Source organism: Streptomyces sp. AC602_WCS936 (assembly GCF_019049125.1).
Taxonomy (GTDB): domain Bacteria; phylum Actinomycetota; class Actinomycetes; order Streptomycetales; family Streptomycetaceae; genus Streptomyces.
Genome location: NZ_JAGMUF010000009.1, coordinates 54,141 through 67,896 on the forward strand (window position 1 = coordinate 54,141; position 13,756 = coordinate 67,896).

At 72.5% G+C, this 13,756-nt stretch carries 11 protein-coding genes; 10 read left to right on the plus strand and 1 reads right to left on the minus strand.

What is annotated here, in order from left to right; all coding sequences use genetic code 11:
- Positions 1-5 precede the first annotated feature (5 nt).
- Entirely contained in the window at positions 6-1,352 is a 1,347-nt protein-coding gene (gene murA / locus KUM03_RS05070) for a UDP-N-acetylglucosamine 1-carboxyvinyltransferase (protein ID WP_217245784.1), read from the minus strand.
- 235 nt (positions 1,353-1,587) lie between these two features.
- Between murA and KUM03_RS05075 the strand changes: the two genes are divergently transcribed.
- From KUM03_RS05075 to KUM03_RS05120, 10 genes are all read left to right on the plus strand, one after another.
- Positions 1,588-2,160, plus strand: a complete 573-nt coding sequence (locus KUM03_RS05075; protein ID WP_073723659.1) for a YqgE/AlgH family protein — start codon at positions 1,588-1,590, stop codon at positions 2,158-2,160.
- Positions 2,161-2,190: 30 nt separating this feature from the next.
- Positions 2,191-2,475: a DUF3039 domain-containing protein gene (locus KUM03_RS05080; protein WP_073723657.1), complete on the plus strand. Its 285-nt coding sequence runs from the start codon at positions 2,191-2,193 to the stop codon at positions 2,473-2,475.
- Positions 2,476-2,674: 199 nt separating this feature from the next.
- Entirely contained in the window at positions 2,675-3,973 is a 1,299-nt protein-coding gene (locus tag KUM03_RS05085; RefSeq protein ID WP_217245785.1) for an extracellular solute-binding protein, read from the plus strand.
- Complete coding sequence (locus tag KUM03_RS05090) at positions 3,970-4,935, plus strand: carbohydrate ABC transporter permease (RefSeq protein WP_217245786.1); 966 nt, start codon at positions 3,970-3,972, stop codon at positions 4,933-4,935. Before KUM03_RS05085 ends, KUM03_RS05090 begins: the two co-directional genes overlap by 4 nt.
- Positions 4,932-5,789 (plus strand): carbohydrate ABC transporter permease, encoded by an 858-nt coding sequence (locus tag KUM03_RS05095; RefSeq protein ID WP_217245787.1) that lies wholly within the window; start codon positions 4,932-4,934, stop codon positions 5,787-5,789. The genes KUM03_RS05090 and KUM03_RS05095 overlap by 4 nt, the downstream gene beginning before the upstream one ends.
- A 1-nt stretch (position 5,790) precedes the next feature.
- Positions 5,791-7,404, plus strand: a complete 1,614-nt coding sequence (locus KUM03_RS05100) for a beta-N-acetylhexosaminidase (RefSeq protein WP_217245788.1) — start codon at positions 5,791-5,793, stop codon at positions 7,402-7,404.
- 242 nt (positions 7,405-7,646) lie between these two features.
- Positions 7,647-8,540: a xanthine dehydrogenase family protein subunit M gene (locus tag KUM03_RS05105; RefSeq protein WP_217245789.1), complete on the plus strand. Its 894-nt coding sequence runs from the start codon at positions 7,647-7,649 to the stop codon at positions 8,538-8,540.
- Positions 8,537-10,660 carry a 2Fe-2S iron-sulfur cluster-binding protein gene (locus tag KUM03_RS05110; protein ID WP_217245790.1) on the plus strand — a complete coding sequence of 708 codons (2,124 nt, stop codon included), beginning with the start codon at positions 8,537-8,539 and terminating at the stop codon, positions 10,658-10,660. Before KUM03_RS05105 ends, KUM03_RS05110 begins: the two co-directional genes overlap by 4 nt.
- Positions 10,657-12,975: a molybdopterin cofactor-binding domain-containing protein gene (locus KUM03_RS05115; RefSeq protein ID WP_217245791.1), complete on the plus strand. Its 2,319-nt coding sequence runs from the start codon at positions 10,657-10,659 to the stop codon at positions 12,973-12,975. Before KUM03_RS05110 ends, KUM03_RS05115 begins: the two co-directional genes overlap by 4 nt.
- A gap of 170 nt (positions 12,976-13,145) precedes the next feature.
- Positions 13,146-13,676 carry an SUKH-4 family immunity protein gene (locus KUM03_RS05120; protein WP_217245792.1) on the plus strand — a complete coding sequence of 177 codons (531 nt, stop codon included), beginning with the start codon at positions 13,146-13,148 and terminating at the stop codon, positions 13,674-13,676.
- Positions 13,677-13,756 lie beyond the last annotated feature (80 nt).

Sequence of the window (13,756 nt, forward strand, 5' to 3'; positions counted from 1 at the left end):
GCCGTCTAGCCGAGTGCCTTGCCCGGCAGTTCCACCTTCGCGCCGAGCTCGACGAGCTTCTCCATGAAGTTCTCGTAGCCGCGGTTGATCAGGTCGATGCCGTGGACCCGGGAGGTGCCCTGGGCCGCGAGGGCGGCGATCAGGTACGAGAAGCCGCCGCGCAGGTCGGGGATGACCAGGTCGGCGCCCTCCAGCTTGGTCGGGCCGGAGACGACGGCCGAGTGCAGGAAGTTGCGCTGGCCGAAGCGGCAGTCGGAGCCGCCCAGGCACTCGCGGTAGAGCTGGATGTGGGCGCCCATCTGGTTGAGCGCGGAGGTGAAGCCGAGGCGGGACTCGTAGACCGTCTCGTGGACGATGGACAGACCCGTCGCCTGCGTCAGGGCGACCACCAGGGGCTGCTGCCAGTCGGTTTGGAAGCCGGGGTGCACGTCCGTCTCCAGGGCGATGGACTTGAGCTGCCCGCCCGGGTGCCAGAAGCGGATGCCCTCGTCCTCGATCTCGAAGGCGCCGCCCACCTTCCGGAAGGTGTTCAGGAACGTCATCATCGACCGCTGCTGGGCGCCGCGGACGTAGACGTTGCCCTCGGTCGCCAGCGCCGCCGAGGCCCAGGAGGCGGCCTCCAGGCGGTCCGAGAGGGCGCGGTGGTTGTAGCCGCCGAGCTCGTCCACACCGGTGACGCGGATGGTGCGGTCGGTGTCCATCGCGATGATCGCGCCCATTTTCTGCAGGACGCAGATCAGGTCCTCGATCTCCGGCTCCACGGCCGCGTTGGACAGCTCGGTGACGCCCTCGGCGAGCACCGCCGTCAGCAGTACCTGCTCGGTCGCGCCGACGGACGGGTACGGCAGCCGGATCTTGGTGCCGCGCAGCCGCTGCGGGGCCTCCAGGTACTGGCCGTCCGCACGCTTCTCGATCTTCGCGCCGAACTGCCGCAGCACCTCGAAGTGGAAGTCGATGGGCCGGCCGCCGATGTCGCAGCCGCCCAGGCCCGGGATGAAGGCGTGCCCGAGGCGGTGCAGCAGCGGGCCGCAGAACAGGATCGGGATGCGCGACGAACCCGCGTGGGCATCGATGTCGGCGACGTTCGCGCTCTCCACGTGCGAGGGGTCCATCACCAGCTCGCCGGGCTCCTCACCCGGGCGGACGGTCACCCCGTGCAGCTGGAGCAGCCCGCGTACGACCCGCACGTCGCGGATGTCCGGCACGTTGCGCAGCCGGCTCGGCGCACTGCCCAGCAGGGCGGCCACCATGGCCTTCGGCACGAGGTTCTTCGCACCGCGGACCCGGATCTCGCCCTCCAGCGGGGTTCCGCCGTGGACAAGCAGTACGTCATCAGCGCCGTTGACGGTCATGAATCTCGCGTTCCGTGGGGTTCGGGCAGGGGCCAGAAGGGAAAGGGTAATCGCCTTGTACCCCAGCCCAGTAAGTCCGCGCAGGGTCGGACGATGTCATAGATTTGTCACAACACGTGGCGTTCACCGGCGCGCACGGGGGGTCACGACCGCGGAGCGTGCGCGGGGTGCGTGTTCACCCTCGTGCCCCCGATTGCCTCCCCACGACGGGGGAACATGCGGGATCATGTCAGGCATGACCGAGGTGTCCTCGCTCACGGGGCGGCTGCTCGTGGCAACGCCCGCCCTGGCGGACCCGAACTTCGAGCGTGCGGTGGTGCTCCTCCTCGACCACGACGAGGAGGGCTCCCTCGGTGTCGTCCTCAACCGTCCCACGCCGGTCGACGTCGGCGACATCCTGGAGGGCTGGGCGGACCTGGCCGGCGAGCCCGGCGTCGTCTTCCAGGGCGGCCCGGTCTCCCTCGACTCGGCGCTCGGCGTCGCCGTGGTCCCCGGCGGGGCGTCCGGCGAGCGGGCGCCGCTGGGCTGGCGCCAGGTGCACGGCGCGATCGGTCTGGTCGACCTGGAGGCGCCGCCGGAGCTGCTGGCGCCGGCCGTGGGCGCCCTGCGGATCTTCGCCGGGTACGCGGGCTGGGGCCCCGGCCAGCTGGAGGACGAGCTGGGGGAGGGCGCCTGGTACGTGGTCGAGTCCGAGCCCGGCGACGTGTCCTGCCCCATCCCCGAGAAGCTCTGGCGCGAGGTGCTGCGCCGCCAGCGGGGCGACCTGGCCATGGTGGCGACGTACCCGGACGACCCGTCGCTCAACTGAAGCGTGTGAGCTTCAGTACCCTTGGCGGTTATGAGCACTCTCGAGCCCGAGCGCGGGACTGGTACGGGGACCCTCGTAGAGCCGACGCCGCAGACCTCCCACGGTGACGGTGACCACGAGCGCTTCGCCCATTACGTCCAGAAGGACAAGATCATGGCGAGCGCCCTCGACGGCACCCCCGTCGTGGCGCTGTGCGGCAAGGTCTGGGTGCCGGGCCGCGACCCGAAGAAGTACCCGGTCTGCCCCATGTGCAAGGAGATCTACGAGTCCATGAGCGGCGGCGGGGACGAGGGCAAGGACGGCGGCAAGAAGTAGCCGCCCCTGCCCGTACAGACCCTCTGAACTTCCCGAAGGCCCCCGGAGTGTGCCCGCGCGCACTCCGGGGGCCTTCGCGTTGTCACGAAGTGGTTGAGACCTCTTGTGGACATGTTCATGTACTCCATAACCTCCTGGGTGTTGTGCAGAGCGAAACCGTCATTGCATATGTTGCAACGCACGTCCGGAGGATCACTCCATGAAGCTCGCCCCACGCCTGGCCGTACTGCTGGCCGCCGCCGTCGTCACCGCGACCGCCTGCGCCCCCCAGACCTCCGACAACTCCTCCTCCGGCAAGGACGAGAAGAGCGGCACGCTGAGGGTCTGGCTCTTCCAGGAGGTCAACAACAAGCCGAAGGAGAAGGTCGTCGACGCGGTCCTCGCCGGCTTCGAGCAGGCCCACGAGGACACGAAGGTCACCGTCGAGTACATCCCGGTCGAGACCCGCGCCCAGCGCATCAAGGCCGCCTTCAACGACCCCGACAGCGCCCCCGACGTCATCGAGTACGGCAACACCGACACCGCCGGCTACGTGAAGGACGGCGGACTCCTCGACGTCACCGAGGAGTTCGAGGCCTGGGACGAGGCCGCCGACACCGACCCCACCGCCCGCCAGTCGGTCACCGTCGACGGCAAGGTCTACGGAGCCCCCTACTTCGTCGGCGTCCGCGCCCTGTACTACCGCACCGACGTCTTCGACGAACTCGGCCTCAAGGCACCCAAGTCGATGGACGAGCTGGCGACCACCGCGAAGAAGATCCGGGCCGAGAAGCCCGACCTGTACGGCATCGCCGTCGGCGGCGCCTACACCTACGGCGCGATGCCCTTCATCTGGGCCCACGGCGGCGAACTCGCCACCGGCAAGGGCGGCTCGTACGCCTCCGCCGTCGACAGCGCCGCCGCCCGTGAGGGCATAGAGGCGTACACGTCCCTGTTCGGCGACGACAACTGCCCCGCCGCCAAGTGCGCCGGCATGGGCGGCAACGACACCGTCACGGCGTTCGCCTCCGGCAAGGCGGCCATGGCGATCGCCGGCGACTTCAGCCGCCAGGCCGTGGAGGCGGGCGAGGTGAAGGGCAAGTACGCGGTCGTGCCGCTGCCGGGCGTGAAGTCCGGCTCGATCGCCCCGGCCTTCGCGGGCGGCAACAACATCGGCGTACTCAAGAGCACCTCGCACCGCACCCTCGCCGTGGACCTGATGAAGCGGCTCGCGTCGAAGCAGGCGCAGGGCGAGCTGTTCGACGCGATGGGCTTCCTGCCCACCTTCACGGACGTACGGCAGCGGGTGGCGGCCGAGGAGCCGTTCGTGAAGCCGTTCGTCGACACGCTCGCCGCGGGCACGAAGTTCGTGCCGGCCTCGGCGGCGTGGGCGACGATCGACTCGTCGCAGGTGCTGCCGACGATGTTCCAGGAGGTGGTGAGCGGCAAGAAGGACGTGGGCGCTGCCGCGGGGGATGCGGCTGCGAAGATGGACGACGCGTTTGGCTCCGCCGGATGACGGGGGCGCCCTCCGGGCCGGGGGGTGCGGTGGGTTTGCGGGTGCGGCGCCGTCGTGGCTGGTCGCGCAGTTCCCCGCGCCCCTGGAGGGGCGCTGCCAGTACCCCCTGGATCTACCTCGCGCCTGCTCTTGTCGTCCTTGGTGGGTTGCTCGTCTACCCCGTCTATCAGCTTGGGCTGATCTCCTTTCTGGAGTACACGCAAGCCCAGGTGTCCGGTGGGGAGCCCACCACCTTCCGGGGGTTCGGGAACTACGCCGAGCTGTTCGGGGACGCGCAGTTCTGGCGGGTGCTGGTGGCCACCGTCGTGTTCGCGGCGGCCTGTGTGGTGTCGACGCTGGCCGTCGGGTGTGCGCTCGCCGTGCTGCTCACGCGGGTGCGGGCCGTGCCGCGGCTGGTGCTGATGCTCGCCGCGCTGGGCGCCTGGGCGACCCCGGCGGTCACCGGGTCGACGGTGTGGCTGCTGCTGTTCGACCCGGACTTCGGGCCGGTCAACCGGCTGCTCGGGCTCGGCGACCACTCCTGGACGTACGGGCGCTACAGCGCCTTCGCGCTCGTCCTGCTCGAAGTGGTGTGGTGCTCGTTCCCGTTCGTCATGGTGACCGTCTACGCCGGTATCCGCGCGGTGCCGGGCGAGGTGCTGGAGGCCGCCGCGCTCGACGGCGCCTCGCAGTGGCGGATCTGGCGGTCCGTGCTGGCGCCGATGCTGCGGCCCATCCTGGTCGTCGTCACCATCCAGTCGGTGATCTGGGACTTCAAGGTCTTCACCCAGATCTACGTCATGACGAACGGCGGCGGCATCGCCGGGCAGAACCTCGTCCTGAACGTCTACGCCTACCAGAAGGCGTTCGCGTCCTCGCAGTACAGCCTCGGCTCGGCGATCGGCGTCGTGATGCTGCTGATCCTGCTCGCCGTGACGCTGGTCTACCTGCGGCTGCTGCGCCGCCAGGGGGAGGAACTGTGAATCTTCCGCTGCGTCTACCGCGCGTGCGGGTGCGCCGTCCGTGGCGGCTGGCGGCCGAGGCGTCGGCGCTGGTGATCGCCGTCGTGGTGGCCTTCCCGCTGTACTGGATGGTGCTGAGCGCCTTCAAACCGGCCGGGGAGATCGAGTCGAGCGAACCGCGGCCGTGGACGCTGACGCCCACGCTGGATTCCTTCCGGCGGGTCTTCGGGCAGCAGGAATTCGGCCGCTACTTTCTCAACAGTCTGCTCGTGGCCGGCACCGTCGTGGTCGCCTCGGCGCTGATCGCGTTCCTCGCGGCGACCGCGGTGACGCGTTTCCGGTTCCGTTTCCGGACCACCCTGCTGATCATGTTCCTGGTGGCCCAGATGGTGCCCGTGGAGGCGCTCACCATCCCGCTGTTCTTCCTCATGCGGGACTTCGGGCAGCTGAACACGCTGGGTTCGCTGATCCTGCCCCACATCGCCTTCTCGCTGCCCTTCGCGATCTGGATGCTGCGGGGTTTCGTGAAAGCCGTGCCGGAGGCTCTGGAGGAGGCCGCCTACATCGACGGGGCGAGCCGGGCGAGATTCCTGTGGCAGATCCTTTTCCCGCTGGTCTTCCCGGGGCTGGTGGCCACCAGTGTCTTCTCCTTCATCTCGACCTGGAACGACTTCCTGTTCGCCAAGTCGTTCATCATCAGCGACACCTCCCAGTCGACGCTGCCGATGGCGCTGCTGGTCTTCTACAAGCCGGACGATCCCGACTGGGGCGGAGTGATGGCGGCCTCCACGGTGATGACGATTCCGGTGCTGGTCTTCTTCGTACTCGTGCAACGACGACTCGTCTCCGGCCTCGGCGGAGCGGTTAAGGACTGACGTGACCGACGTTCTTCCCCAGCCACAGCAAGTGTCGCCCCAGGAGGGCGCGTTCTTCGATCTCCGTCCGGACACCCGGCTGGTGGCCGATGACGGCGCCGAACGCACCGAGCGCTGGCTGCGTGCCACGCTGGGCGCGGCCACCGGCCTGCCGCTGGCGCCCGGAGCGGGCGGCGGCGGCACCGTACGGCTGGCCCTCGACGCCGCACTGCCCGACGAGGGCTACCGTCTCGACATCGCACCGGGGGGCGTGCACCTCGCCGGCGGTGACCCGGCCGGCCTCTTCTGGGGCGCCCAGACGCTGCGCCAACTGCTCGGCCCGGACGCCTTCCGGCGCGCCCCGCTGCCCGGCCGACGGTGGCGGCTGCCGGCGGTCCGGATCGAGGACGCCCCCCGCTTCGGCTGGCGCGGCCTGATGCTGGACGTCGCCCGGCACTTCATCCCCAAGGAAGGCGTCCTGCGCCACCTGGACCTGATGGCGGCCCACAAACTCAACGTGCTGCACTTCCACCTGACGGACGACCAGGGCTGGCGGGTCGAGATCAAACGGCACCCCGGGCTCACCGAGATCGGCTCCTGGCGCTCGCGCACCAAATTCGGTCACCGCGCGTCGCCCTTGTGGGAGGACAAACCCCACGGCGGCCACTACACCCAGGACGACATCCGGGAGATCGTCGCCTACGCCGCCGAGCGCCACATCACCGTCGTACCCGAGATCGACGTACCCGGGCACTCGCAGGCCGCCATCGCCGCGTATCCGGAACTCGGCAACACGGATGTGATCGACACCACCGCGCTCTCCGTCTGGGACACCTGGGGCGTCAACCCGAACGTCCTCGCCCCGACCGAGAACACACTGCGCTTCTACGAGGGCGTGTTCGAGGAACTCCTGGAGCTCTTCCCCTCGGAGTTCATCCACGTCGGCGGCGACGAATGCCCCAAGGACCAGTGGCGGGCCTCGGCCACCGCGCAGGCGCGGATCGCGGAACTCGGACTCGCCGACGAGGACGAACTCCAGTCCTGGTTCATCCAGCACTTCGACACCTGGCTCGCCGGACGCGGACGCCGGCTCATCGGCTGGGACGAGATCCTGGAGGGCGGACTGGCCAAGGGTGCCGCCGTGTCCTCCTGGCGCGGGTACGCGGGCGGGATCGCCGCCGCGCGCGCGGGACACGACGTGGTGATGTGCCCCGAGCAGCAGGTGTACCTGAACTTCCGGGAGGACGGCGGCGAGGACGAACCCGTACCGATCGCCTACGTGCGCACCCTGGAGGACGTCTACCGGTTCGAGCCGGTTCCGGCGGAACTGACCCCCAAGGAGGCCGGACACGTGATCGGCACCCAGGCGAACCTGTGGACGGAGGTGACGGAGAACCAGGAACGGGTGGACTACCAGCTGTTCCCGCGACTCGCCGCCTTCGCCGAGGTCGCCTGGAGCGCCCTGCCCGCCCCGGCCGAGCGGGACTTCACCGCCTTCGAGCGGCGGATGGCGGCCCATTACCGGCGACTTGACGCCCTGGGCGTCGCCTACCGGCCGCCCGGCGGCCCGCTGCCCTGGCAGCGGCGGCCCGGCATCCTGGGCCGGCCGATCGACGGGCCGCCGCCGAACGAGTAGGACTTCCCGCCCCTTCCCGCCCCTCCCCGCCTCTTCCCGTCCACCTCCGGTACGTGCCCGATGTTCGTAGAAGGTGTGCGAAAACGGGTCATCTCACTGCTGAGGCGGGCGAATGCCTCCTAGCGGACCCCCGCGTTCGGGCCCTGCGAAGATGTGCCAGAGTTGCCACGTCCGCCCTGTGAGGTCGTACGGTACGGCCACATGGGCGGGACCAGGTGGGACAGCGGGAAGGGGCAGTCGGTTTGACCACGCACGCACCGCAGGCGGCGCAGGCCGTCACGCTGCCCACAACACTGGACGAGGCCGTGGCGGCGCTGGCCGCCATACCCGCCGCCGTGCCGGTCGCGGGCGGCACCGACCTGATGGCCGCCGTCAACTCCGGCCAGCTCAGGCCCGCCGCGCTGGTGGGCCTCGGCCGGATCAGCGAGATCCGCGGCTGGCAGTACCAGGACGGACACGCCCTGCTCGGCACGGGACTCACGCACGCCCGCATGGGCCGCCCCGACTTCGCCGCGCTCATCCCGGCGCTCGCCGCCGCCGCGCGCGCCGCCGGGCCGCCGCAGATCCGCAACGCCGGCACCCTCGGCGGCAACATCGCCTCCGCCGCCCCCACCGGGGACGCGCTGCCGGTGCTGGCCGCCCTGGAGGCGACGCTGATCATCGCGGGCCCGGACGGAGCCCGCCGGGAGATGCCGGTCTCCCACCTGCTGGCCGGCATGGAGATGCTCCGCGCGGGCGAGCTCATCGGCTACGTGCGCGTGCCGCTGCTGCACGCCCCGCAGGTCTTCCTGAAGGCGACCGGCCGCACCGGTCCGGGCCGCGCGACGGCCTCCGTCGCGCTGGTCCTCGACCCCGCCCGGCGCGGGGTGCGGTGCGCCGTCGGCGCCATCGCGCCGATGCCGCTGCGGCCCCTGGAGGCCGAGCAGTGGGTGGCCTCGCTCATCGACTGGGACAACGGCCGCGCGATCGTCCCGGAGGCACTGCACGCCTTCGGCGAGTACGTCGCCGCCGCCTGCATCCCCGACGCGGCCCCGGCGGAGGACGGCTCCGTACCGCAGCTGCCGCCCGCCGTACTGCACCTGCGGCGCACCGTCGCCGCGCTGGCCCGACGAGCACTGGGGAGGGCGCTGTCGTGACCGACGACCAGCACGGCGATCAGCACGGAGGGGGCACGCCGCCGAGCGGCGGCCGCTGGGACCCGCTGCCCCAGGGCGACTACGACGACGGCGCCACCGCCTTCGTGAAACTCCCGGAGGGCGGTGTGGACGCGCTCCTGGCCTCCGCCGACAGCCCGCTCGCCGCGCCCGGGCACGGCTACGTGCCGCCGCAGATCACGGTGGCGCCCGCCACCACCGCCGGCACCGACCCGGCGGCCACCGGCACCTGGGCGATGCCTGCGGCACCTGTGGACGGCACCCAGTGGCACGCCCCGGACGCCGGTCAGGAGCCCGCGGACCCGCACGGGCAGGGGTACGGCGAGTACGCGCGGCAGGACCCCTACGGCGGGGCGGAACCGTACGACGCCGACGCCGGGCAGGGCGACCGGTTCGCCTACCGGCCCCAGGCCACCGGCCAGTGGGACTTCTCGGAGGCCGCGACCGGCACCGGAGCGGGGACGGCGGAGAGCGCGGCGCCCGAGTCCGGTGCGTCCGGTACCGCGCCCGGCCAGGACGTGACCGGCCAGTGGTCCATTCCCGTCGCCGGCGGCGACCTGCCGGACGAATCGGGCGAGTTCACCCAGTCGTCCCTCGCCGAGCAGTGGGGCGGCACCGCACCGGCCACCCTGCCCGGCGGGGCTCCCGCGCCCTGGGCGACCCAGCCGGCCGGGCAGCCGTGGGGCGACCGCGCGGTCACGCCCGCGCCGGGCACCGAGGAGCGGCCGGCCGAGGCGGCTCCGCCCGTCGCCGGCGCCGACCCGTACGCGGGAGCGCCCGCGGCACGCGGGACGGTGAACGACGCGGCGGCGACCGGCGAGTACCGGTCGCACGACTTCCGGGGTCCCGACCCGCAGGAGCACGACGGCTTCCGGGAGCACGGCGAGTTCCGGGAACACGGCGAGCTCCGGGAGCACGGCGAGTTCCAGGAACACGGGGAGTTCGAGCGGCCCGGCGAGCCACAGGCGGCCGGTGAGGCCTCTGAGGGCCCCGCAGAGGGCCCGGCGGGCACTGCCGACGGTCCCGGCCCGGAACCGGTGCGGGAAGCCGCTGAGGAGCCCGCGGAGCCCGCGACGGCCCCCGCACCCGGCGCTCCCGAGGAGGAGCGGTCCCCGGTCTCCGGGCCGGAGCGGGACCTCCCCCTCGGGGACGGTGCGGAAGCAGGGCGGGAGGCCGATCCCGCTCGGGCACCCGAAGCCGCTGGTGCACCGGAAGCCGCCGAGGCACAGGAATCATCGCGGGAATCCGCGGACGCCCGTCGCCCCGGTCACGAGGCTGTGCCCGACGCGGCACCCGAGGCGCGCCCCGGCGACGACCCGTCCGACCCGTCCGACCCGTCCGACGCGGACACGGACCCGACCGCTCCGGCCGACGCGACCGGCACGGCCGAGCAGGGCCCCGGCGGTCAGCCGGGTGAGCCGGGCCCGTCCAGCCCGTCCAGCCCTTCCAGCCCTTCCGGCCCGAACGAGGAACACCCCCTCGCCTCCTACGTCCTGCGCGTCAACGGCGCCGACCGGCCCGTCACCGACGCCTGGATCGGCGAGTCGCTGCTGTACGTGCTGCGCGAGCGGCTCGGCCTCGCGGGCGCCAAGGACGGCTGCTCGCAGGGCGAGTGCGGCGCCTGCAACGTGCAGGTCGACGGACGGCTGGTCGCCTCCTGCCTGGTACCGGCCGTGACCGCGGCCGGCAGCGAGGTGCGCACGGTCGAGGGCCTGGCCGCCGACGGCAGGCCCTCCGACGTGCAGCGGGCGCTCGCCCGCCGCGGCGCCGTGCAGTGCGGTTTCTGCGTGCCCGGCATGGCGATGACCGTGCACAACCTCCTGGAGGGCAACCCGGCGCCGACCGAGCTGGAGGCCCGGCAGGCGCTCTGCGGCAACCTGTGCCGCTGCTCCGGCTACCGGGGTGTCCTGGAGGCGGTCAAGGAGGTCGTCGCCGAACGCGAGGCGCACGCCGCCGCCGAGGCGCCCGAGACGGACGCCGACGAGCCCCGCATCCCGCACCAGGCGGGCCCGGGCGCGGGCGGTGTCAACCCATCGGCCTTCGAGCCGCACGACCAGCCCTACGGTGACCAGCCCCACGGCCAGGACGGAGGCCACGCGTGAGCAACGACGCCGCGACTGCGGAGGCCGCGGGACCCACGGAGACGGCCCCCGCCCCCGAGCCGATCCCGCACGGCATCGGCGCCTCCCTGCCGCCCGCCGACGCCCGCGCCAAGACGGAGGGCACCTTCCCGTACGCCGCCGACCTGTGGGCCGAGGGCCTGCTGTGGGCGGCCGTACTGCGCTCCCCGCACGCGCACGCGCGCATCGTGTCCATCGACACCACCCACGCGCGCGAGATGCCCGGCGTACGGGCGGTCGTCACGCACGAGGACGTGCCCGGCGACCCGCTGCACGGACGCGGCTCCCGGGCCGACCGCCCGGTGTTCGCCTCCGAGGTCGTACGCCACCACGGCGAGCCCATCGCCGCCGTCGCCGCCGACCACCCGGACACCGCGCGGATGGCCGCCGCCGCCGTCATCGTCGAGTACGAGGTGCTCGACCCGGTCACCGACCCGGAACAGGCCTTCGAGGCCGAGCCCCTGCACCCCGACGGCAACCTGATCCGGCACATCCCGCTGCGGCACGGCGACCCGGAGGCGGCCGGCGAGGTCGTCGTGGAGGGCCTGTACCGCATCGGCCGCCAGGACCCGGCGCCCATAGGGGCCGAGGCCGGCCTGGCCGTACCGCGTCCGGACGGCGGCGTGGAGCTGTACCTGGCCTCCACCGACCCGCACGGCGACCGCGACACGGCCGCCTCCTGCTACGGCCTGCCCGCCGAACAGGTGAAGATCGTCGTTACCGGGGTGCCCGGCGCCACCGCCGACCGCGAGGACCAGGGCTTCCAGCTGCCGCTGGGCCTGCTGGCCCTGAAGACCGGCTGCCCGGTGAAACTGACCGCCTCGCGCGAGGAGTCCTTCCTCGGCCACGTCCACCGCCACCCCACCCTCCTGCGCTACCGCCACCACGCGGACGCCGAGGGCCGGGTCGTCAAGGTCGAGGCCCAGATCCTGCTCGACGCGGGCGCCTACGCCGACACGTCCTCGGACGCCCTGGCCGCCGCGGTGGCCTTCGCCTGCGGTCCGTACGTCGTCCCCAACGCCTTCATCGAGGGCTGGGCGGTACGCACCAACAACCCGCCCTCCGGCCACGTGCGGGGCGAGGGCGCCATGCAGGTGTGCGCCGCGTACGAGGCGCAGATGGACAAGGTCGCCAAGAAGCTCGGCCTGGACCCCGCCGAGGTGCGCCTGCGCAACGTCCTGGCCACCGGCGACGTCCTGCCCACCGGCCAAACGGTCACCTGCCCCGCTCCCGTCGCCGAACTCCTCCAGGCGGTCCGCGACTTCCCGCTCCCCGCCCTGCCCAAGGACACGCCCGAGGACGAGTGGCTGCTGCCCGGCGGCCCCGAGGGCGCGGGCGAACCGGGCGCGGTGCGCCGGGGCGTCGGCTACGGCATCGGCATGGTGCACATGCTCGGCGCGGAGGGCGCGGACGAGGTCTCCACGGCCACCGTCAAGGTCCAGGACGGCGTGGCGACGGTGCTGTGCGCGGCCGTCGAGACCGGCCAGGGCTTCACCACGCTCGCCCGGCAGATCGTGCAGGAGACGCTGGGCGTCGACGAGGTGCACGTGGCGCCCGTGGACACCGACCAGCCCCCGGCCGGCGCGGGCTGCCGCGGACGCCACACCTGGGTGTCGGGCGGCGCGGTGGAACGGGCGGCCAAGATGGTCCGCACCCAGCTCCTCCAGCCCCTGGCCCACCAGTTCGGCATGTCCACCGAACTGCTCCAGATCGCCGACGGCAAGATCACGTCGTACGACGGCGTGCTGTCGACCACCGTCGCCGAGACGCTGGAGGGCAAGGAGCTGTGGGCCACCGCCCAGTGCCGCCCGCACCCGACCGAGCCCCTGGACGAGACCGGCCAGGGCGACGCCTTCGTCGGCATGTCCTTCTGCGCGATCCGCGCGGTGGTCGACGTCGACATCGAGATCGGCTCGGTGCGCGTCGTGGAGCTGGCCGTCGCCCAGGACGTCGGCCGGGTCCTGAACCCGGCCCAGCTCACCGCCCGGATCGAGGCGGGCGTCACCCAGGGCGTCGGCATCGCGCTCACCGAGAACCTCCGTACGCCCCGCGGCCTGATCCGCCACCCCGACCTCACCGGCTACGCCCTCCCGACGGCGCTCGACACCCCCGACATCCGGATCGTGAAGCTCGTCGAGGAGCGCGACGTGGTCGCCCCCTTCGGCGCGAAGGCCGTCAGCGCGGTTCCGGTGGTCGCCTCCCCGGCGGCCGTCGCCTCCGCGGTACGCGCGGCCACGGGCCGCCCGGTCAACCGACTCCCGATCCGGCCGCAGTCCGCGGTGGTGACGGGAAACTGAGCCGCCCGCGCACGTGAGGCAACGCGCGGGGCGCGGGACGCGTCTGTACAAGGGACGGGCGCGTCCGCTGTGCCGGGCCGTTGTCAGTGGTGCCCCCTAGGCTGCGAAGCGGTGGGGACGGCTGACGCTCCCACCGCACGGAGCGCGCTCACGCACACTCGGGGGAGAAGATGCACGAGGTCACCACGGACACGGCGACGCGGACACCCGCGCGCGTGCCGCTGTTCTGGACGTCGGCGGCGGTGATCGGCTGCCTGCTCGTGTCCGCGGGGCGCCGTACGGTCTCCGGTCTCGCCCTGGACCTGTCCTACCGCCTGCTGACCGGCGAGTTCGGCCGGGACCGCGTGGCCCGGTACGAGGACATCGACTTCCCGCCGGCCCTCACCCACGAGCCCACCCGCCGCTTCCTGAGCGAGACGGGCCTGCCGGAGGACGCGTTCCCGCTCGCGGCGGACGACGACGGGATACCGCTGCCGACCCTGGCGGAGCACTACGGCGACGGGACCCTCGGGGAGGCGGCCGGCCATCTCGTCCGGCTGGGCCGGCTGCCCGACGGCAGCGACGTGGTCGTGGACGGCCCGACCGGCACGGTCCTGACCTGGCACCCGTCCGACACGAGCCTGCGCCCGCTCACCCCGGACGTCTCGACGCTCGTCTTCACGCTGTGGCTGCTGCGCCGCGCGGGCGCGGTGGAGGCGTAACGACGGCGGTCGTACGACCAAGGTCCCGGTCCCGTGCCGCCTCCCGACAGGGGGCAAAGCCCACTTCGGCCCTTACTCTG